Here is a 20,513-nt window from a genome sequence, read left to right on the forward strand (position 1 = left end):
GGGGCCTTTCGCCCAGCCCTGTCGGGGGCAGCTTCCGGCAGGCCCGTACGCCCCGCCACTCGGCGGCGGGCAATCCGGACACGACCGCGCCGCCGTCCCGGAGCGGGACGGCGGCGCGGCACACCGGGGGACGGAGCCCCGTCAGACGCCCGGCGGTACGTGCGACGGGCGGCCCCGGCCGCGCGTCACGGAGTAGCCGAAGACGCCGGCCAGAGCGGCGAGCACCGCTCCGCCCGCGCTCCACAGCCAGCGCCGCGTCCACCAGCCGGAGGCCCAGCCGTCCTCCGGCTCGCTGCCGGCCACCACGACCGGCTCGTCCGTCGCGCCGTCCGTGGGGGAGGCGGACGCGGTGGAGCCGGCGGCGGCGCGTACGGCGGAGGAGCCGGGCACCAGCGGCTCGGAGAGGGTGCCGTCCACGTCGTGCGCGCTGCCCGCGTCGATCGAGGTGGCCTCCACGCGCGCCCCGATGGGCCGGCCGAGGTCGGTGTCGGGCAGGTCCAGCACGGTCAGCCGTACGTAGTAGCTGCCAGGCAGCGGGTCGTTGGCCCACGGCTCGGACCAGGCGCGCACCGGGCGCAGCACGCAGTCGAGCTCGACCGTCGCCGCGTCGGCCGCCGCCTTGCGGGTCTGGTGGCCGTACATGCAGGCCTGACGGCGGCGCAGGCCGTCGTAGACGTCGATCTGCCAGGTGGACGCCCCGTGCCGGAGCGACGCCTCGGGGAGGGTCACGGTGGCCCGTACGGTCGCCCGCTGCCCGGCGTCGGCCGGGAAGACCCAGTAGAGGTAGTCGCCCGCCGAGGCCTGCGCCGTTCCGGCCTGGTCCTGCTGGAGGGCGGTCGCGGTACGGAAGGTGGTGCCGGCCTCGGTGGGTCCGGCGTCCGAGCCTTCCTCGCCGGGGCTCGCGGAGGCCGACGGGTCGTCGTCGGCCAGGGCCGGGCCGGCCGAGGGGAACAGGGCGAGACCGGCGACCAGGGCGCCCGCGCTCGCGCGCAGCACCCGGTGGGTGCGCGTGGTCCGGGTACGGGGGGTCGTACGCATCAGTTGGTCCTCCAGACGGCGACGCGCCAGCGCGAGATCCAGCCGAACAGCAGCCCAGCCAGCAGACCGGCGAGCAGCATCAGGCCGAGGAACCACCAGCCGCGGCCGAGGCCGAAGGCCGCGGTGTCCGCCGCGTCGTCGGGGGAGTCCACCACGTCGATGGTCAGCTCGACCGGCATGCCGGGGCCGGTCTTCACCGAGGCGGGGGAGGAGAAGGAGTCGCCGACCTGGAGGCAGACGGCCTCGGGGGTCTCGGCGTCGGCGTCGTCGTCCGCCTCGGCCTTCGGGTAGCGCAGACCGGTGGAGATGGCATCGGTGCGGCCGGTGCCCGATTCGGAGCCCCGGACGATCTCCCGCCCGTGCGTGGTGACCGCGCGCATCAGGATGCCGTAGTCGTTGTTGACGGCCCGGTCGGCCGACACGGTGACGGAGGCCCGCAGTTCCTGGCCGGGCAGGACGTTCACCCGGTACCAGCGGTGCTCGCCGAGCTTCGCGCGGTCCGTGTACAGGCCGGGGGTGAGCTCGGGGGCCTTGGCACAGCTCGCGGCGCCCTCGGTCGCCACCGGGGTGACGACGGGTTCGGCGGCCCGGTCGACCAGCTGGGTGACCCGGTGGGAGAGGTCCTCCTTGTGCTGGACGGCCGTGTACGTGCCACCGGTGGCCTCGGCGATGCAGGTCAGCTGCTGCCGGATCTTCGCGTTGGGCACCAGGCCCAGGGTGTCGATCACGAGGTGCACCCCGCGGGCGGCGATGTCGCGCGCCACCTCGCACGGGTCGAGCGGGCCGCAGGTGTCCTCGCCGTCGGTGATCAGGACGATCCGCCGGGTGGACTCACCGCCGTCCAGGTCGTCCGCCGCGCCCAGCAGCGCCGGGCCGATCGGGGTCCAGCCGGTGGGCGCGAGGGTCGCGACCGCCGTCTTCGCGTCCGTACGGTCCAACGGGCCGACCGGGTAGAGCTGCTTGGTGTCCTTGCAGCCGACCTTCCGGTCGTCGCCCGGGTAGTTCGCGCCGAGGGTGCGTATGCCGAGCTGGACCTCCTCGGGTACGGCGTCCAGCACGTCGTTGAACGCCTGCTTGGCCGCGCTCATGCGGGACTCGCCGTCGATGTCACGGGTGCGCATGGACCCGCTGACGTCGAGGACCAGTTCGACCTTGGGCGAGGAGGCGGTGGGGGGTTCGTCGGCGGCGGCCGGCACGGCGGTGCCGATTCCGGCGGCCAGGGTGGCGAGCAGCAGGCCCACCCCGGTCGTCAGCCGTTTGGTTGTGATCATCGCCGGATCCTATTGAACATCGGTTCGCATCCCCAAACCCGCTGCGCGGAAGCGGGTTCGGGGATGCCCGAGGTGATCCGGCGGTGCTGCCCAGGGCGCCGTCAGCCGCCGAGAAGGGGCTGCGCGGACCGTTCGAGGACCGAGCCGATCCGCTCCCAGGCCGCCGTGTCCCGCTCGACCGGGTCGAGCTGACGGTCCGTCCCCGCCGTGCCGTTGCCGTTCCACTCCGTCGCCAGGGCGACCGGGTCGCCGCCGCCGGCCGCCGAGGCCGCGAGGGCGGCGGCGCCGAGCGCGACCAACTCGCCGTTGGCGGGCAGCACCAGGGGCCGGCCGGAGAGCCGGCGCACGGTTTCGATCCAGGTGGTGCCCTGCGCGCCGCCACCGATCAGACGCAGCGGGCGGGCGGCGACCTCCGGGGCCGCCGGGTCGAGCCCGCAGGCGCGGAGCAGTTCGTCCATGGCGTGCAGCACGGTGAAGACCGCGCCTTCGTAGGCCGCGCCCAGGAGTTGCTGCGGGGTGGTGTCGTGCCGCAGCCCCGTGAGCAGCCCGGAGGCATGCGGCAGGTCGGGGGTGCGCTCGCCGTCCAGGTAGGGAAGGAGCACGGCCTCGCCGCCGGGTGACGCGTCGTCACGGTGCAGTCCGAGCAGCGCGGCCACCTTGTCCACGGCGAGGGTGCAGTTCAGCGTGCAGGCGAGCGGGAGGTACGTACCGTCCGCCGCCGCGAAACCGGCGAGCGCCGGGGAGGCGGGCCGGGTGCGCGAGGCCGCGAAGACGGTGCCGGAGGTGCCGAGGCTGAGCACGGGGTGGTCGAGCAGCCCGGCCGCGCCGAGGCCGAGACCGACGGCGGCGCTCATGTTGTCGCCGGTACCGGCCGCGACGGCGATGCCGGCGGGCAGGCCGAGCGCCTCGGCCGCCTGGGCGGTCAGCGAACCGGCGCGGGCGCCGCCGGTCGAGGCGACCTCGGGCAGCAGGGCGGGGTCCAGGCCGATCAGGGCGAGCAGCTCGGGGTCGTACGCGCCGGTGGCGGTGGAGTACCAGCAGGTGCCGGAGGCGTCGCCGGGGTCGGTCACCGCGACGCCGGTGAGGCGCTCGGTGAGGAAGTCGTGAGGGAGGCGTACGCGCGCGGCGGCGTCCGCGCTCGCCGGGTCGTTCTCCCGCAGCCACTGCCACTTGGCGGCGGTCATCGAGGCGACCGGCACCGAGCCGGTGCGCGCCGTCCACGCCTCCGGGCCGCCGAGCGCGGCGGTGAGGGCGGCGGCCTGCGGAGCGGAGCGGGTGTCGTTCCAGAGCAGGGCGGGGCGCAGCGGCCGGCCGGAGCGGTCCAGCACCACGAGGCCGTGCTGCTGCCCGGCGACCGCGATGCCCGTGACGGCGGAGGCGGGGACCCCGGACTCCTTCATCCCGGCGGCCACCGCCTCGCGCAGCGCCTGCCACCAGACCTCGGGGTCGCTCTCGCGGGCGCCGCCCTCGCCCAGGACCGTGTGCGGGGCGCGGCCCACGGCGAGGAGCTCGCCGGTTACGGCGTCGGTGACAGCTGCTTTGGTGGACTGGGTGGAACTGTCCACACCGATGACGACCGTGCGCGGCGGCATGGCTACCTCTTCTCGTGCTGCGGGATTTGCTCGTGCGACAAACAAATTACGTGATCGGAAGGGGTGCGAACAGCGGAGTGAAGACTTTTTGGTTCCCAAGGGTTTCGCTTCGGGCCCTCTCGGTGTCATATTAGTAATGGCACTGAACAAATTGGTCGGTCGGCAGAGCAGCCGTCCGCGCCCGTCGATCAAGAGGCAGACATGTCGGACCGCTTCACTCCCACTTCCGCTGACAAGTTCACCTTCGGTCTCTGGACCGTGGGCTGGCGGGGCAACGACCCCTTCGGCGAGCCGACCCGCCCGGCCCTGGACCCGGTCGAGTCCGTCGAGCGTCTCGCGGAGCTCGGCGCGCACGGTGTGACCTTCCACGACGACGACCTGATCCCCTTCGGCTCCTCCGACAGCGAGCGCGCCGCGGTGATCGGCCGGTTCAAGGACGCCCTGGAGCGCACCGGCCTCAAGGTCCCGATGGCCACCACCAACCTGTTCACGCACCCCGTGTTCAAGGACGGCGGCTTCACCTCCAACGACCGGGACGTCCGCCGCTACGCGCTGCGCAAGGTCATCCGCAACATCGACCTCGCCGCCGAGCTCGGTGCCGAGACCTACGTCGCCTGGGGCGGCCGCGAGGGCGCCGAGTCCGGCGGTGCCAAGGACGTCCGCGACGCCCTCGACCGCATGAAGGAGGCGTTCGACCTTCTCGGCGAGTACGTCACCGACAAGGGCTACGACATCCGCTTCGCGATCGAGCCCAAGCCCAACGAGCCCCGCGGCGACATCCTCCTGCCCACCGTCGGCCACGCCCTCGCCTTCATCGAGCGCCTGGAGCGCCCCGAGCTCTACGGCGTGAACCCCGAGGTCGGCCACGAGCAGATGGCCGGGCTCAACTTCCCGCACGGTATCGCCCAGGCGCTGTGGGCCGGCAAGCTCTACCACATCGACCTCAACGGCCAGTCCGGCATCAAGTACGACCAGGACTTCCGCTTCGGCGCCGGCGACCTGCGCCAGGCCTTCTGGCTCGTCGACCTCCTGGAGAACTCCGACTACACCGGCCCGCGCCACTTCGACTTCAAGCCGGTGCGCACCGACGGCATCGACGGTGTCTGGGAGTCCGCGAAGAACTGCATGCGCAACTACCTGATCCTCAAGGAGCGCGCGGCCGCCTTCCGCAACGACCCGGCCGTCCAGGAGGCCCTCGTCGCCTCCCGCCTGAACGAGCTGGCGCAGCCCACCGCCGCCGACGGCCTCAAGGGCCTCCTCGCCGACACCTCCGCCTACGAGGAGTTCGACGTCGACGCCGCCGCCGAGCGCTCCATGGCCTTCGAGGCCCTCGACCAGCTCGCCCTGGACCACCTCCTCGGCGTCCGCTGAACCGACCCGTCGCGCGCCTCGCGTCCCGCTCTCCGTCGGGCGGCCCGCGCCACGTGATGCGTCAACCGGCAGGGGCCGGGCCGTCCACCAGGACGGCCCGGCCCCTGCCGTTCGTCTGCGGGGACGCACCCCCGGCAGACGGGTACCTCAGCGTTACCGGGAGGCGTACGCCACCGGGTCGGCCAGTACGTCCTGCATCACCAGGGCCGCCGCGCCCCGGGCCGCGTCCCCGGCCACCGACGACGCCCGGAGCCTTCCGCTGCCCGGCGACCAGAGGCCGGAGACCACCCGGCCGGTCAGCTCCTCGTCGGCAGGCCCCGCCAGCCACGGCATCAGGCCCCGGTAGATCCCGCCGAGCACCACCGCGTCCGGGTCGATCAGGTTCACCGCGCCCGACAGGACGCGCCCCAGCATCCGGCCCGCCTCACCGACCGCCGCCTCGGCGCGCACGTCACCGGCGCGCACCCGGCGTTCCAGCTCGATCACCGCCGCACCGCCCCCGGCCCCCTCTATCCCCGCCGCCCTCAGCAGCGCCGCCTGACCGGCGTACTGCTCCAGGCAGCCGCGTGAGCCGCAGCGGCACTCGGGGCCGGAGGGGTCCACCACCACATGGCCGATCTCCCCGGCGAAGCCGTGCGCGCCGCGCAGCAGCTCGCCGCCGATCACCAGAGCACCGCCGACGCCGATCTCGCCCGTCAGATAGAGGAAGCTGCGGACGTCGCCGAGACCGCCGAACCACAGTTCGGCCAGGGCCGCCAGGTTCGCCTCGTTCTCCGAACTGACGGGGAGCGGACGGAGCCCCGGGCTCAGGACCGCCAGCGCCTCGGCGAACAGGCGCTCCGCCGGTACCCGGTTCCAGCCCAGGTTGGGGGCCTGGCGCACCGCGCCACCGGAGACGAGGCCCGGCAGGGCGAGGGCCGCGCCCACGGGATCGAGTTCCTGTTCGCGGGCGGAGTCCAGGGTCCGCGCGGCGATCCGGGCGGCGCGCACCAGGACCTCCTCGGGCGGCTCCCCCCGGTTGTCCAGGTGTTCCGTCTGCCGTACCCGCCCGGTGCCCGCCAGGTCGACGACGCACACCGAGACGTAGTCGATGTTGACCTCCACGCCGATGCCCGCGGGCCCGGTGCGGGCGACCTTGAGCGCGGTGCCGGGGCGCCCCGCCTGACCGCTGAAGGTCTTGCCGGACTCGGTGAGGAAGCCGGTCTCCAGCAACTGCTCGACCAGCGAGGACACCGCCGCCCGCGTGAGCCCCACGCGGGCGGCCACACCTGCTCTGGTCGCCTCGCCGGTCTCGTCCTCGTCGCGGACGGCGCGCAGAACGAGGCTCAGGTTGTGCCGCCGGACGGTGTCCTTGTCGGCCTTGGGACCCAGCTGCGTGAGGTGGTTCTTCATATCGTCCACGACCCTATGTGATGGCGGGCACGGCCGGACGGGGAGCGGGGGTCCGGTCCGTCCGCCGCTCCCCGTCCCGGGCCCCCGCCCGGTGCTCCGGTCAGGGCTTCGCGCCGTGCCGGGGCGTCGTGCCGCTCAGGGTTTCGCGCCGTGCCGGGGCGTCGTGCCGCTCAGGGTTTCGCGCCGTGCCGGGGCGTCGTGCCGCTCAGGGTTTCGCGCCGCGCTCGCGGAGCATGTCCGCCATGAGCGCGATCTCCGACCGCTGGCCGCGCACCATGCCGGTGGCCAGGTTGCCGATCACCTCGGTCGTGGCCGAGTCCGCCGCCGCCTGCGCCATCTCCGCTCCCGCGGTGTGGTGCGCCGTCATGAGCCGCAGATAGAGGATCTCGGCCTCCTCGCCCTTCGCCGCCCGCAGCGCGTCCAGCTGCGTGTCGGTGGCCATGCCGGGCATCAGCGCCCCGTCGTGCGGTGTGACCGTGTGCCCCATCCAGCGCATCGGCGGGACCGCCGAGCTCTTGGGCAGCCCCCACGCCTCCAGCCACCCCAGCATCATGCCGCGCTGGTTGGCCTGCGTGTTGATGATGTCGTACGCGAGCCGGCGCACGTCCTCGTCGTCGGTGCGGTCCCGGACGATGAAGGACATCTCCACCGCCTGCTGGTGGTGGACGGACATGTCGCGGGCGAAACCGGCGTCCACCGAACCGTCCGCCGGCGCCGACCGCCCGGCCGGGGACGCGGTGCCGGACGGGGAGGCGGAGGACGGCCGTACCACCATCAGCGCCACCAGCCCCAGGGCGAGCAGCAGCACGGCCGCACCCGCCACCGCCAGCCGCCGTGACCCGGTCGCGCGGCCGGCGCGCGTCACTTCGCGATCCCGCCGGTGCAGGCGGCACCCGGCTCCGGGGTCTGCGCGCCCTGCACGTACTTGGTGAAGAACTGCGCGACCCGCGGGTCGGAGGCGCTGGTGACGGTGACCTGCTTGCCCCAGGCACTCAGGATCAGCGGGTCGGCCTGGTCCTCCAGCGGGCTCATCAGGGAGTACGGGGTGGCCTCGACCCGCTCGGCGAGCGCCTTCACGTCGGCGTCCGCGGCCTTGCTGTTGTACGTGACCCAGACGGCGCCGTGCTCCATGGAGTGGACGGCGTTCTCCTTCGGTATCGCCTCGGTGTAGACGTCGGCGTCGCAGTTCATCCAGACCGGATTGTGGTCGCCGCCGACCGGCGGGTTCATCGGGTAGGTCACGGGCGTCTCGACATGGTTCTGGGTGAGCTTGTCCCAGCTGCGCTCGCCCACGATGGCGTCGGTCTTGGCCTTCGCCCCGGTCTTCGCCTCGGCCTTGTCCTGGTCGTCCGCCTTCGTGATCAGGTAGCCGCCGCCGACGGCGAGCGCGGCGACCACCACGACGGCGGCCGAGACGGCGACGATCCGGGCGCGGCGCTGCCGGCCGCGCTCCTTGCGCCGCGCCTCCTCCAACTTGGCGCGCCGCGCTGCGGAGGCGGGGTTCTGGTCCTGGCTGGAAGTCATGGTCGTCCTCGGGATTCGGCATCGGCGGGGAAGTGCGCCGGGCGGATGGTGCCCCGTACGGGCGGCCGGGGGCAACACCCCGTCGGACGAGGGTGCTTGTTCTCGCCGCACGCCGGCCGGGCCGGGAGGGACACGGCGTCGGCCGCCACGGGCTGTTGACGGAACGGCGCTCGCCCGGCCGGTCGGGGCGGAACCCGTGAGCGGGTGGCCCGCGCACCCGCGGATCCGCCGCCGGACCGTGCGTCCTCCCGTGCACCCGCTCACCCGCGGATCCACCGGCGGGCCGTCCGCCCGCCCGCGCCCCGGGCCCGGTCACCGCCGCCGCGGTCAACCGTTACAGGTGTGTGAAGTTCCGGGATGTGCCCGCGGCCCAGTGGCGGGATAGTGTGCCTCGGTGACCACGACCTCGAACATACCTGCGGGTTGGTTCCCTGACCCGCACGGTGCCACGGAGCTGCTCCGCTACTGGGACGGCTCCCAGTGGACCGAGCACACCCACCCCGCCGCCGGCACCCAGCCGACGGCCCCGGCGGGCTCTCCGCAGGCCGCCGCCGTGCAGGCCCCGGCCCCTCGGGCGGCCGTGCCCCAGCAGCAGTCGGCACCCGCCCAGGCCGCTCAGCCCGGCCAGATCAGCGCCGGAACGCTCTTCAATCAGCAGGTCCTGGTGGTGAACCAGAAGGCCAAGCTGATCGAGGTGACGAACGAGTACCGCGTCTTCGACCAGCAGGGCGCGACCCTCGGCTCGGTCGTGGAGGTCGGGCAGAGCCTCTTCCGCAAGGTGATCCGCTTCGCCACCAGCTGGGATCAGTACCTGACGCACCGCCTGGAGATCCGGGACGCCTACGGTCAGCCCCAGCTCCTGCTGACCCGTCCCGCCAAGTTCATCAAGTCGCGCGTGATCGTCCAGCGCCCCGACGGGCAGACGGTCGGCGAGATCGTCCAGCAGAACGCGATCGGCAAGATCAACTTCGCGATCATGGTGGACGGCCAGAAGGTCGGCGCGATCAAGGCCGAGAACTGGCGCGCGTGGAACTTCGCGATCGTCGACCAGAACGACGCGGAGATCGCCCGGATCACCAAGACCTGGGAAGGGCTCGCCAAGACGCTCTTCACCACGGCGGACAACTACGTCCTCCAGATCCACTACCAGCTGCCCGAGCCGATGCTGAGCCTCGTCGTCGCGACGGCGCTCACCGTGGACACGGCCCTCAAGCAGGACTCGCGCGGACTCGGCTGAGCCGCGCCCCCGCCTGCCGGTGCCCCGTACGCGTCGGGCGCGTACGGGGCACCGGTGTGTTTCCCGTGTCCCCGACGCGACGAGGCCCGTAGCGGCCCCCGCCCCCCCCGGCACCGCGCGCGGGCGACCCGGTACCGGCCGACAATGGCGGAGCGGCCGGGGGGTCCGGCCGGAACAGGAGGGGCGCGGCATGCGGACCCGTCCGCCGCACGGACGCCGGGGCACACCCGAGGAGCCGCCCCGGGCAGGCGCCGAGAACCCGGAGGCCGGGGGAGCACCGGCGTGACCGCCGGGCCGAAGCGGGCCGCGATGCTGCGCAGATCCGTCCGCGTCACCGTCTCCGCCTGCGTGGGCTTCTATCCGCTGCTGTACGCAGCCGGGCTTCCGGTCGCCTCCCTCTATGCCCTCTTCGCGCCCATCGCCATGGGCCTGCTCTCCGCCGTTCCCGGATCGGGCCGTCAGCAGGCATCCGGCACACTGCGGGTGATTCCCCCGGCCCTGGCGGCCGCGACGCTGGGGACGCTGCTCGCGGTGGACACCTGGGCGGCCACCGGCGGAATGCTTGTCATCGGCTTCGTCCTGGCGTTCGCCGCCGTGGCCGGTCCGCGTGCGGCCGGTGCGGGACCCGGCCTCCAGCTCTTCTACATCCTCGCCTGCTTCCCTCCCTACGCGCCCGGCACGCTCGTGGAGCGGCTGGCCGGGCTGACCATCGGCCTGATCCTGCTCGCGGCCTGCGAGATCCTGCTGCCCGACCCGGTCGTCCCCACCTACCGGGAACGGCTGGCGACCGGGCTCCGGACGGCCGCCCACCAAGCCCTCGCCGGGAACACGCCGCCCGACCGGCTGCACGAGGCCGGGTCGGCACTGCGGCTCTCGCGCATCCCGCCCGCCGAGCGCCCCGCCGGAGCGGGCCGCACCGACCGGGCGCTGGAACAGGCCGGCCGCGCCGTACGCCGGCTCCTCGGCCAGTTGGCTTCCCTCGCCGAGGAGCATCCGGACGCGCGTGATCGCGCCGAGGAGCATCCGGAAGTGCGCGATGCGGCGTCCGCGACGCTGCTCGCCCGGGTCGGCGAACTGTGCGAGGCCTGCGTGCGCGCCCTGCGCACGGGGACCGGGCCGCCGGCGCCCGAAACCCTGGAGCGTGCGATGCGGGTCTTCCAGGCGGAACGCGTCCGGCTGGCCGCCGGGGAGGGCACCCCTGAGCCCCCGGCCGATCGGCAGCCTCCCACCGCCCTGCTCCGCACGCAGTCCCGGGTCCTGGCACTGGCCGAATCCGCCCGGGTCGCCGGGGTCGCCCTGGACATCGCGCTCAACGGCGTACCGGCCCGGAGCCCCGCCCCACGGGCCATGTTCTGGTACGCGGAACTCGCCACGCCACGTCTGTGGGCCCGGCGGGTGCGGGGCAACGTGACCCTGCGGTCGGTCCTCTTCCAGAACGCCGTACGGACCGCGCTGGGACTGGCTGCGGCCCGGCTGGTGGCCGGATCGCTCGACCTGACCCACGGGTTCTGGGTCCTGCTGGCCGTACTGACCCTCGGGCGTTCGACTCTGGGAGCCACCTGGCAGGCGATCCGCCGAGCGCTGGCGGGCAACGCCGCGGGGGCGGTGGCGGCCGGCGCGCTGCTGATCGGGATCGGCCCGTACACGGAGGGGTACGCCGTGCTGCTCGCCCCTCTGATGCTGCTGGCGTTCTTCGGCGGCCCGATGCTGGGGATCGCCGGTACGCAGGCGCTCTTCACCCTGGTCGTGGCCACCGCGTTCGCCCAGATCTCGCCGGTCACCTGGCAGCTCTCGGAGGCGCGGATGATCGACGTCGTCACCGGAAGCGCGGTCGGACTGCTCTGCGGGCTCCTCGCCTGGCCGGCCGGGGCCCGGCGCGAGGTCCGGCGGGCCATGGCGGCGCTGCTGCGCTCCTGCGGCGCGCTGGTGCCGGGCACCGCGGACGCCGTGCTGATGTCACCGCCGGGGGGACGGACCGTGCCGGGGACGCTGGTGAGCGTGCACCGGATGCGCCTGGCCGAGGCCGCGTACACCCAGTACCGCACCGAGGCGTCGGCCGGGCCGGGGGCGCCGGAAGGACCCGAGGCCGACTGGCACGCCCTGCTCGTCACCGCCGACGACATGCTGTGGGGCGCGCACAGGCTCCCCCTCTTCGGCCTCCGCCCGGCGGTCCCGGCCCCACCGGACGCCTGGACCCGGAACAGTGCGGAGGGCCTGGAGGCGGCGGCGGACCGCATCGCCGCGCGGCTCGACGGCGGCGGCAGCGGCGGCTACAGCGTCCCGGCCGAGCCCCCGGTCGGGAGCCCGCCGGTCCCGCCCTCCGTCGACCTGGAGGTGTGGATCACGAGCCTCGGGCGCCGGCTCGCGCGGATCGAGGCGTCACTGGAGAAGCGGGAGCCACCAGGGCAGGAGCGGCCGGGGCAGGGGCGGTCAGGACAGGGACGGTCAGAACAGGGGCGGCCAGGACAGGGGCGGCCGGAACAGAAGCCCTGAGCACCGGGGCGGCCGTCCTCCGCCGGATATCTTTTACAGGTGTAATACCTGTTAAAGTAAAGAAGTGAGTGAGACAACCATCGTTCCCCGGCGCCCATCCGTCCGCAGACTCCCCCTGAAGGCGGCACTCCGCCTCAACCACCCCTCGGACACCTGGTTCAAGCCGGCGCTGAGCGTGGTCGTCGCCTCCCTCGTACCGAACCTGCTGCTCTTCGCCTTCGACCGGCTGGACCTCGTGATGTACACGATGGCCGGCTCGCTCTGCGCCCTGTACGGGCACGCCCTCCCGTACGCCCGCCGCGCCGGGACCGTCGTGCGCGTCGTCGCCGGGATGACCGCCGGGCTGGCCGTAGCGCTGATCGCGGGCTCGCTCACCGACTCCACCGCGATCCTCATAGCCGTCGGCGCACTGCTCGCCGCCGTCCAGAAGGCGCTCTGCGACGCTTCACGCATCGGGCCGCCCGGACACGTGATCTTCACCTTCGTCACCTCCGCGGCCCTCTTCGCGCCCCAGCACCTCGGCCAGGTGCCCGGCCACCTCGCGCTCACTCTCGCCGCCGGTGCCTTCTCCTGGTGCGTCACCGTGGTGGGCCCCGCCCTGCTGCGCCGCGAAGGACCCGAACGCCGCGCCACCGCGCGGGCCCTGGACGCGGCCGCCGCCTGCGTCGCCGACCCCGGTCCGCGTACGCGCGGCGCCGCCGCCGCGGCGGTGCACGGAGCCTGGCAGACCCTGCTCGCCTCCGGCCGTGCCACGCCGGACCGCCGCGCGCTGGAGCGCCTCGTCGTGCACGCCGAGGCCGCGCTCGCCGAAAGCTCCCCGGAAGGCCACCGGGCCGCCGCCGACCCCACGCGGCTGCGCGAGTGGGCCGCGCTGACCCGGGCCCGCGGGCCCGTCCCGATGCCGCCCGCCGCCCCCGGCACCACCGCGGAGCTCTACGGCATCGACGCGGAGCGCGCCGGACGCCGGGCCCGTTCGAACCGGGGCGAGCTGCTGCGCCGGCTCGGCCCCGGCTCCCACGTGCTGCCCATCGCCGTCCGTACCCTCATCGGCTGCGCCCTCGCCGGATACGCCTGCGAGGCACTCGGCGTCGGCCGCCCCTACTGGGCCATCGTCACCGCCGCCTCCCTCTACCAGGCCAATGTCACCCTCTCCTGGAACCGGGCCCTCCAGCGCACGCTGGGCAATCTGCTCGGCGTGCTCGTCTTCGCCGCGGTCCTCCCGCTCACCCGGGTGAGCCCGCTGCTGCTGATCGGCTGCGTCCTCTGCTTCAACTTCGCCGCCGAGGCCCTCATCACCCGCAACTACTGGCTCGGCTCGGTCGCGGTCACCCCCATGGCACTCCTGGTCATCGAGTTCGGCGGCACCCACCCCGCCGGAGAACTCATCGGCGACCGGGTCATCGACACCGTGGTCGGCGCGGCGGTCGGCTTCCTCGCCGCCGTACTGGTCACCAACCGCCGGGCCACCGGCCGGGTCGAACGCGCTCTGGAGGCCACCGGGCGGGCCCGCGCCCACGCCGTACGCGTCCTCGCCGACGCCACCGCGGACCCCGCCGCCCTCGACGCCTCCCGCCGCGGGCTCACCGCCTCCCTGGTCGAGCTGCGCGAAGCCGGCGACACCGCCGCCGGGGAGTGGTGGCAGCGCGCCCTGCCGGAGGAGGACCTCGTCGCGGCCGAGCGGGCCGGACACCGTACGCTCGCCGCGACGGCACAACGGCAGGGGCTCATCTCCCTCGCCCCGGAGAACGGAGCGGTGTGAGCGACGACATCGTGGCCTCGGTGGTACGCCAGTGGCAGGCGGTGAGCCCCGGTCTGGACACCGGGCCGATGGAGCTGATCGGCCGGATCAACCGCTGTGCGGCCCTCCTCCAGCAGGCCGAGGACGCCCCGCTGCGCGCCGCCGGACTCAACCGCGCGGAGTTCGACCTGCTCGGCGCGGTACGCCGGACGGGCCGTGAGCTCACCCCCGGCGAACTGGCCCGGGAGACCTTCTCCTCCGGGGCCGCCGTCACCAAACGGCTGCGCGCCCTCCAGGAGCGCGGCCTCGTCGAGCGCCGGGGAGACGACCGGGACCGCAGGGTCACCTACGTCCGCCTCACCGAGGAGGGACGCGGCCTGGTCGACCGGCTGCTGCCCCAGCAACTCGCCTACGAACGCTCGGTGCTGGCCGGTCTGGACGAACCGGCGCGCGACCGCCTCAGCGCCCAGCTCAGCGAGCTGCTCGTGCAGTTGGAGGGACGCATCGGCGGCGCCGGGCGCTGAGCCCCCGCCGCTCCGTTCCCGGCGGGGGTGCGGTCAGCCGGCGGCCGGCCGACCCAGCGCCGCCGCCGACTGCCGCAGCCGCACCGCGTGTCCGGCCAGCTCATCCTCGCCGCCCCGGTCGGCGGGCACCGAGGCCACCAGGGAGAGCCGGTCGCGCGGGCCCGAACCGGCGAGCGGCACCGCGACGGCGTTCATGCCCGGCGCCGACTCGCCGCGGCTCAGCGCGTACCCCCGGTCGCGGACCCGGTCCAGCTCCGCCAGCAACGCGGTCCGCGAGACGGCCGTGCGCGCGGTGACCTGCTCCAGCTCCTCGTCCGGATAGAGGGCGCCCACCTGACCGGCGGTCATCAGCGCGAGCAGCATCTTGCCCCCCGCCGTCGCGTGCGCCGGGTGGGTCAGACCCGTGCCGGGCCGCACCCGCACCGGGTGCGGGGACTCCCGCCCGTCCGTGACGATGATCCGGTCCCCGATCAGCGCCACGGCCTGCACGGTCTCCCCGGTGCGCCGGACGGCGTCGTCCAGGACACCGGCCACGCGCTCCCGGACGGCCGTACCGAAACCCGCGGGGCGGCCCAGCCGCATCAGTTCCGGCCCCGCCGAGTAGCCCCGCCCCGTGGCGTCGCGCCCGGCGAACCCCCGGCCCTCCAGCGTGGCAAGCACCCGGTGCGCGGTGGAACGCCCCACCTCCAGCAGTTCGGCGGCCTCGCTGACGGTGAGCGTGTCATGGGTCAGGAACAGCCGCATCAGCCGCAGACCGGTGTCCAGCGACTCGATGGTGTAACCCGGCGCCGATGCCATGGGGTGCCCGCTCTCATCCGGTTCTCGCCGCGGCCGCGCGGAGGCGCGGGCAGGTCCTCACCGGCCGTCGAACCGGGCGACTTTGCCCGCCACCCTTCCGCGGGGCGTGAATCCGCCCCTTTCGATCCACTTCGAGTGTGTGTGCGTACGTACTGCTCTGCGGGACGGTCGGCGTGAGGCCCTCCCGGCGGCGAGCTTAGAGCCTCGATCGCGGATCCTGCCTCAGCCCCGCCCGCGTTGGCCCGCGGGAGGGCCGGGTCGCCCGGGATGATTACGGTCGGTTCCCGTGGTGCTCCGTACGTCTTCGTACCACTGTGCGGGACGGAAGCCCCAAATCCCGCCCGTCCGACGCGGTTCGTCACTATCCGCGCACGTCCGGAAGCGTTGAGTGCGAAAACTGGCGAGTGTATTACCCCCGGAGTCCGTCCGCAGGGCGTTGGGTGAATGTGCCGACCCCCTGTTCTGATCTGGCTAAGCTCACGCGCAGTGAAGCCGAGTTGGCACCAATTCGCGCACATGTTCATGAGTGTCAGCACCTGTGGGCATACATCCCGGAATCAACCGCCAGAGGGTTTTTAGATGGTCCGTGTTGAATCACCACCGACCGACCGACGGATCCCCGTCGTCCGTGTACTCCTCCTGCCCGTCGCGCTGGTCGTCGGCGCCTCCGCGCTGGGCGTCACCCTGGTCACGGACGCCGCGCGGATACCACTCGCCGTGAGCGGCGCGCTCGCCGCCGTCGTGGTCGGTGCGCTCGCCGTCGCACTGAACCGGCGACGGTGCGAGACACGCGTCCTGCGCGCGAAGTACGAACAGCGCATCGCCCAGCTCGAATTGCGCATCGCCGCACACGACGAGGAGACCGTGCGGCTCACCAAGGAACTGATGCCCTCCGCCATCAGGATGCTGCGCGCGAGCAACTCGCCCGAAGAAGTCATGCGGGAGGTGGTGGACGGGGACGAGTCCTACCGCAACCTCCCCAAGGCGCTGCGGCGCCTCGTCTACACCGTCCTGCAGATCATCGACGACGAGGAGGCCCGGCGTGACTCCGCGCAGCGCGCCTTCGTCAGCGTCGCCCGGCGCGTGCAGGCCATCGTCCACCGCCAGGCGAGCGAACTGCGGGAGATGGAGGACCACTACGGACGCAACCCCGAGGTCTTCGACGACCTGCTCCGCATCGACCACGGCACCGCGCTGATCGGCCGCCTCGCCGACTCCATCGCCGTGCTCGGCGGTGCCCGCCCCAGCCGCCAGTGGCCCAAGCCCGTACCGCTGTTCAGCGTGCTGCGCGGTGCGATGTCCCGCATCCTGGAGTACCAGCGCGTCGATCTGCACTCGATCGCCAAGGTCGCCATCGTCGGCACCTCGGTCGAACCGCTCATCCACGCCTGCGCCGAACTCCTCGACAACGCCACGCGCTACTCCCCGCCGCAGACCCGGGTGCACGTCACCGCGGTCGAGGTGCAGACGGGAATCGCGATCGAGATCGAGGACGGCGGCGTCAGCCTCAGCGAGGAGGCCCGCGCCCGGGCCGAGAACATGCTCGCCCAGGCCCAGGCCGGCATCAACATGAACGACCTCGGGGAGTCCCCGCGCCTCGGCATGGCGGTCGTCGGCCGGCTGTCGCGCATGTACCAGCTCCAGGTGTCGCTGCGCCAGTCCGCGTACGGCGGCGTCCGGGCCGTGCTCATCGTCCCCCGGGACATGATCACCACCGGGCCCGCGCCCGGCATCGCCCACGGCATCGGCGCCACCTCGCGGCCCACCAGTTCGCTGGACATGTCGCAGCTCCAGCACGTCGTACCGCCCGCGGGAAAGCGGAAGGCCAGGGTCGCGGCCACCGGCCCGGTGCCCTCGGCAACCGTCCCGCCGGCCGCGTCCGCGCGCCCGGCCGCGCCCGCGGCGGCCATGGAGGACGAGGTCCCCGTGGTGACCGACTGGACCGAGAACGGCCTCCCCCAGCGCCGCAGCCGGGGCCGCGCCCCGCTCGGCTCGCACAACCTCCCGCAGCAGGCCCCGGCACCGGCGACGGAAGGCGTCCCGGGGGCGCTCAACGGCGCCACCCCGCAGGCCGCAGGCCGCGCGGGCGGCGAGGAGAAGCCCCCCGGCCTCTGGCTGGAGGCATTCACCAAGGCCGTCAACGGCGTGCCGCACGACCCGAAGAACGGCGAAGACTCTGACGACGCGTGGGACAAGGGAGACCTCAAGTGATCCAGCAGCGGGGAAACATGGACTGGATGCTCAAGGAGCTGGCCGACGACGTTCCGAGCATCCACCAGATCGTGGTGCTCTCCTCGGACGGACTGCGCATCGCCATGCACGGCGGAGACCCGGACGTCGGGGACCGGCTGGCCGCGGCCTGTGCCGGGCTGCAGAGCCTGGCCGCCGCCGTCGCCTCCGAAATCCCCTACAGCGACGGCCTGATGAAGCTCGTCGTCATCGAGGTGACCGGCGGGTTCTTCTACCTGATGGCGGCCGGCACCGGCGCCTACCTCGCCGTACTGGCCGGTGAGACGGTCGACGCCGGGCTCGTCGGCGCGCGGATGCGCGACATGGTCGTCCGGATCGGGGCCCATCTGACCAGCCCGCCGCGCCACGACGGGCAGGCCGGATGAACGCTCCCCGACGGGAACGCCGCAATGCCGACCCGGCGCTCAACGATCCCGAGCGCCTGTACGTCATCACCGGCGATCTTGACGGCAGCGAGCGGGCAGCGCTCGACCTGGTCACCATGGTCGTCGCCCAGGCGGAACCCTCACCGACGTTCCAGCCCGAGCAGGCCGCGATTCTGCGGCTCTGCCAGGCACCTCTGTCAGTCGCCGAGATCTCCGCCTATCTCGGCCTCCCGTTCAGCGTCGTCACCTCACTCCTGACCGAATTACTCGCGACCGAACTGATCGAGTCGCGCGCACCCATCGTCCGCGCCACTCTCCCCGACAGGTCCCTTCTCGAAGCGGTGATGCATGGACTTCAGAAGCTCTGACACGATCACCGGCCCCCGGACCGAGGACGTCCTGCCCACCACGGCCACCGCCGCGGTGAAGGTCGTGATCGTCGGTGGATTCGGGGTCGGCAAGACCACCATGGTCGGTTCGGTCAGTGAGATCCGGCCTCTGACGACCGAAGAGACCATGACGCAGGCCGGCGTCGGCGTCGACGACAACGCCGGGGTGGAGAGCAAGACCGCCACCACCGTCGCCATGGACTTCGGCCGGATCAGCCTCAGCGAGGAACTGATCCTCTACCTGTTCGGCACGCCCGGCCAGGAACGTTTCTGGTTCCTGTGGAACGGCCTCTTCGAGGGCGCCCTCGGCGCCGTCGTCCTGATCGACACCCGGCGCCTCGAAACCAGCTTCGACGTCATCGGACGCCTGGAGGAGCGCGGGGTGCCGTTCGTCGTCGCCGTCAACACCTTCCCCGACGCCCCGCACCATCCGGTCGAGACGTTGCGGCAGGCGCTGGACCTGCCCGACGAAGTCCCCATGATCGACTGCGACGCGCGGCTTCGGGCGTCCAGCCGGGACGTGCTGATGACGCTCATGCGCTACCTGCACAGCCTGGCCGTACCCCTCGTATGACATCCGGGGCGGCCGGCCGGACGATCCGGACGGCCGCCCCGGACCCAGGCCGTGTCGTGAGAGTCCCGCCTGTCCGGCGACGCCCGGTACGCACGCTCGCCGTGTCGCCGGGAGCGCCCCGGTACATCCAGTACCGGGACGGCCCTCGGCCGTGCGATCGCACGCACCGGACGCCGCCGGACCCGCCCTCCGGGCGGACGGCGCCACGTTCACAACACGACCTGGCCGCGCGGCGCCGGGGGTGCCCGGCGGATCCGGCCGGTCGCAGCGCGGCTCCGGTACGACGTGTCACCCCGACGCGAGTACCGGACCGGGCGCGTGAGCCCGGCCGTGATCCGCCGGACACCCCCTTCGGGTCGTGTCCCCTCCCCGCCCGCGCGGCCCTCCCGCGCGACCCCTGAAAGCCTCATCACTGGAGCCACTGTGACAACCCCCTTCTCCCACGAACCCGGAGCGCCGACGGGAGCCGCCCCGCCGCCCGGATGCCCCGCCCACGGCCTCGGCCCCGGCGGGCTGCGCCGCTACTACGGCGCCGAGGTGGAGAACGACATCGTCGGGCTGAACGAGAAGCTGCGCGCCGAACACGGCAGCGTCGCCCCGGTGCTGCTCCACGGTGACGTACCCGCCTGGCTCGTCCTCGGCCACAGCGAGAACCTCTACGTCACCCGGACCCCCTCGCAGTTCTCCCGCGACTCCCGGCGCTGGCGCGCCCTGCAGGACGGCAGCGTGGGCCCCGAGCACCCGCTCGCGCCGATCTTCACGTACCAGCCCATCTGCGCCTTCGCGGACGGCGCGACCCACGAACGCCAGCGCGGCGCGATCACGGACAGCATGGCCCGGATCGACACCCGCGGCGTGCGGCGCCACATCAACCGGTTCAGCAACCGGCTCGTCAACGATTTCTGCCTCAAGGGCACCGCCGACATCGTCAGCCAGTTCGCCGAGCACCTGCCGATGATGGTCATGTGCGCGATCTTCGGCATGCCCGAGGAGTACGACGACCGGCTGGTACTGGCCGCCCGCGACATGACGCGGGGCACCGAGACCGCCGTCACCAGCAACGCGTACGTCGTCGGCGTGCTCACCCGGCTCGTCGAGCGACGGCGGGGCGCCCCCGAGTCGGACTTCGCCACCTGGCTCGTCGAACACCCCGCCAGGATGAGCGACATCGAGGTCATCGAACACCTCCGGCTGACACTCATCGCGGCGTACGAATCCACCGCCAACCTGATCGCCAACGTGATCCGGATGGTGCTGACCGACCCCCGCTTCCGGGCGCGGCTCAGCGGCGGCCACATGACCGTCCCCGAGGCGGTCGAGCAGACCCTCTGGGACGAGCCCCCCTTCTCCGCGGTCTTCGGCCGCTGGGCCGTCGGCGACACCGAGCTCGGCGGGAAGCAGATCAAGGCCGGCGACGCCATGCTCGTCAGCATCGCGGGCGCCAACAGCGACCCCGCCGTACGGCCCGACCTCAGCGCCTCCATGGAGGGCAACCGCGCCCACCTCGCCTTCAGCGGCGGCCCCCACGAGTGCCCCGGCCAGGACATCGGCCGCGCCATCGCGGACGTCGGCGTCGACGCCCTGCTCATGCGGCTGCCCGATCTCGAACTCGCCGTGGACGAGAACGAACTGCGCTGGATGGGCAACATCATGTCGCGCCATCTGACCGAACTCCCGGTCCAGTTCGCACCCAGCCCGCAGCAGGAGATCGACGACGAACCCATGACGTCGATGGCCGCCCGCTCCGTCCCCCGCAACGACTGGGAGATCTCGTCGCCGGCGCCGGCCGCCCCCGGCCGGCCCGCGGGCGGGCAGGAGGCCCCCCCGGCGCCGGCCGGCGCCGCCCCGGCCCCCGCGATCCCGGAGCAGCGCGCCGAGAGTGCCACGAACCGCCTGTGGCAGGCCGTCTCCAGCTGGTGGAAGGGGTACTGACCGACGTTCACCGGGGCGCCCGGCG

General features: G+C 73.3%; 17 protein-coding genes. 10 read left to right on the forward strand and 7 right to left on the reverse strand.

Annotation, left to right across the window (positions count from 1 at the left end; translation table 11 throughout):
- Positions 1–141: 141 nt before the first annotated feature.
- From ACWCSV_RS07885 to xylB, 3 genes are all read right to left on the reverse strand, one after another.
- Positions 142–1,038 carry a hypothetical protein gene (locus ACWCSV_RS07885; RefSeq protein WP_451139618.1) on the reverse strand — a complete coding sequence of 299 codons (897 nt, stop codon included), beginning with the start codon at positions 1,036–1,038 and terminating at the stop codon, positions 142–144.
- Positions 1,038–2,309, reverse strand: a complete 1,272-nt coding sequence (locus ACWCSV_RS07890; RefSeq protein ID WP_451139620.1) for a VWA domain-containing protein — start codon at positions 2,307–2,309, stop codon at positions 1,038–1,040. The genes ACWCSV_RS07885 and ACWCSV_RS07890 overlap by 1 nt, the downstream gene beginning before the upstream one ends.
- 101 nt (positions 2,310–2,410) lie before the next feature.
- Positions 2,411–3,901: a xylulokinase gene (xylB, locus tag ACWCSV_RS07895; RefSeq protein WP_451139622.1), complete on the reverse strand. Its 1,491-nt coding sequence runs from the start codon at positions 3,899–3,901 to the stop codon at positions 2,411–2,413.
- 201 nt (positions 3,902–4,102) lie between these two features.
- Between xylB and xylA the strand changes: the two genes are divergently transcribed.
- The gene (gene xylA / locus ACWCSV_RS07900; protein WP_386892526.1) at positions 4,103–5,272 is read left to right on the forward strand and encodes a xylose isomerase; all 1,170 of its coding nucleotides are present in this window, start codon (positions 4,103–4,105) and stop codon (positions 5,270–5,272) included.
- A gap of 153 nt (positions 5,273–5,425) precedes the next feature.
- Here xylA and ACWCSV_RS07905 read toward each other — a convergent pair whose 3' ends face one another.
- The 3 genes from ACWCSV_RS07905 to ACWCSV_RS07915 form a co-directional block, all read right to left on the reverse strand.
- On the reverse strand, positions 5,426–6,664 hold the full coding sequence (locus ACWCSV_RS07905) for an ROK family protein (RefSeq protein WP_451139881.1): 1,239 nt from the start codon (positions 6,662–6,664) through the stop codon (positions 5,426–5,428).
- 205 nt (positions 6,665–6,869) lie between these two features.
- Entirely contained in the window at positions 6,870–7,439 is a 570-nt protein-coding gene (locus ACWCSV_RS07910; protein WP_451139883.1) for a DUF305 domain-containing protein, read from the reverse strand.
- A gap of 86 nt (positions 7,440–7,525) precedes the next feature.
- Complete coding sequence (locus tag ACWCSV_RS07915) at positions 7,526–8,188, reverse strand: DUF3105 domain-containing protein (protein WP_451139624.1); 663 nt, start codon at positions 8,186–8,188, stop codon at positions 7,526–7,528.
- A gap of 394 nt (positions 8,189–8,582) precedes the next feature.
- On the opposite strand from ACWCSV_RS07915, the gene ACWCSV_RS07920 reads away from it, so the two are divergent.
- The 4 genes from ACWCSV_RS07920 to ACWCSV_RS07935 all read left to right on the forward strand — a co-directional run bounded on the left by ACWCSV_RS07920 (position 8,583) and on the right by ACWCSV_RS07935 (position 14,180).
- A complete protein-coding gene (locus ACWCSV_RS07920; protein WP_451139626.1) occupies positions 8,583–9,425 on the forward strand; it encodes a phospholipid scramblase-related protein in 843 nt (280 codons plus the stop codon).
- 282 nt (positions 9,426–9,707) lie between these two features.
- Positions 9,708–11,918, forward strand: a complete 2,211-nt coding sequence (locus tag ACWCSV_RS07925; protein WP_451139628.1) for an FUSC family protein — start codon at positions 9,708–9,710, stop codon at positions 11,916–11,918.
- A gap of 64 nt (positions 11,919–11,982) precedes the next feature.
- Positions 11,983–13,677, forward strand: a complete 1,695-nt coding sequence (locus tag ACWCSV_RS07930) for an FUSC family protein (protein ID WP_451139630.1) — start codon at positions 11,983–11,985, stop codon at positions 13,675–13,677.
- Complete coding sequence (locus ACWCSV_RS07935) at positions 13,674–14,180, forward strand: MarR family winged helix-turn-helix transcriptional regulator (RefSeq protein WP_327179105.1); 507 nt, start codon at positions 13,674–13,676, stop codon at positions 14,178–14,180. The genes ACWCSV_RS07930 and ACWCSV_RS07935 overlap by 4 nt, the downstream gene beginning before the upstream one ends.
- A gap of 33 nt (positions 14,181–14,213) precedes the next feature.
- Here ACWCSV_RS07935 and ACWCSV_RS07940 read toward each other — a convergent pair whose 3' ends face one another.
- Positions 14,214–14,978 carry an IclR family transcriptional regulator gene (locus ACWCSV_RS07940; RefSeq protein ID WP_451139632.1) on the reverse strand — a complete coding sequence of 255 codons (765 nt, stop codon included), beginning with the start codon at positions 14,976–14,978 and terminating at the stop codon, positions 14,214–14,216.
- Positions 14,979–15,557: 579 nt separating this feature from the next.
- Here ACWCSV_RS07940 and ACWCSV_RS07945 point away from each other — a divergent pair.
- The 5 genes from ACWCSV_RS07945 (at position 15,558) to ACWCSV_RS07965 (ending at position 20,488) form a co-directional block, all read left to right on the forward strand.
- Entirely contained in the window at positions 15,558–17,189 is a 1,632-nt protein-coding gene (locus tag ACWCSV_RS07945) for a sensor histidine kinase (RefSeq protein ID WP_451139634.1), read from the forward strand.
- Complete coding sequence (locus ACWCSV_RS07950; protein ID WP_275491019.1) at positions 17,186–17,593, forward strand: roadblock/LC7 domain-containing protein; 408 nt, start codon at positions 17,186–17,188, stop codon at positions 17,591–17,593. The genes ACWCSV_RS07945 and ACWCSV_RS07950 overlap by 4 nt, the downstream gene beginning before the upstream one ends.
- A complete protein-coding gene (locus ACWCSV_RS07955; protein WP_266711909.1) occupies positions 17,590–17,961 on the forward strand; it encodes a DUF742 domain-containing protein in 372 nt (123 codons plus the stop codon). Before ACWCSV_RS07950 ends, ACWCSV_RS07955 begins: the two co-directional genes overlap by 4 nt.
- Positions 17,942–18,556: a GTP-binding protein gene (locus ACWCSV_RS07960; RefSeq protein WP_327179109.1), complete on the forward strand. Its 615-nt coding sequence runs from the start codon at positions 17,942–17,944 to the stop codon at positions 18,554–18,556. The genes ACWCSV_RS07955 and ACWCSV_RS07960 overlap by 20 nt, the downstream gene beginning before the upstream one ends.
- Positions 18,557–18,979: 423 nt before the next feature.
- Complete coding sequence (locus ACWCSV_RS07965; RefSeq protein WP_451139636.1) at positions 18,980–20,488, forward strand: cytochrome P450; 1,509 nt, start codon at positions 18,980–18,982, stop codon at positions 20,486–20,488.
- Positions 20,489–20,513: the final 25 nt, after the last annotated feature.

This window comes from Streptomyces sp. NPDC001770 (genome assembly GCF_053596135.1).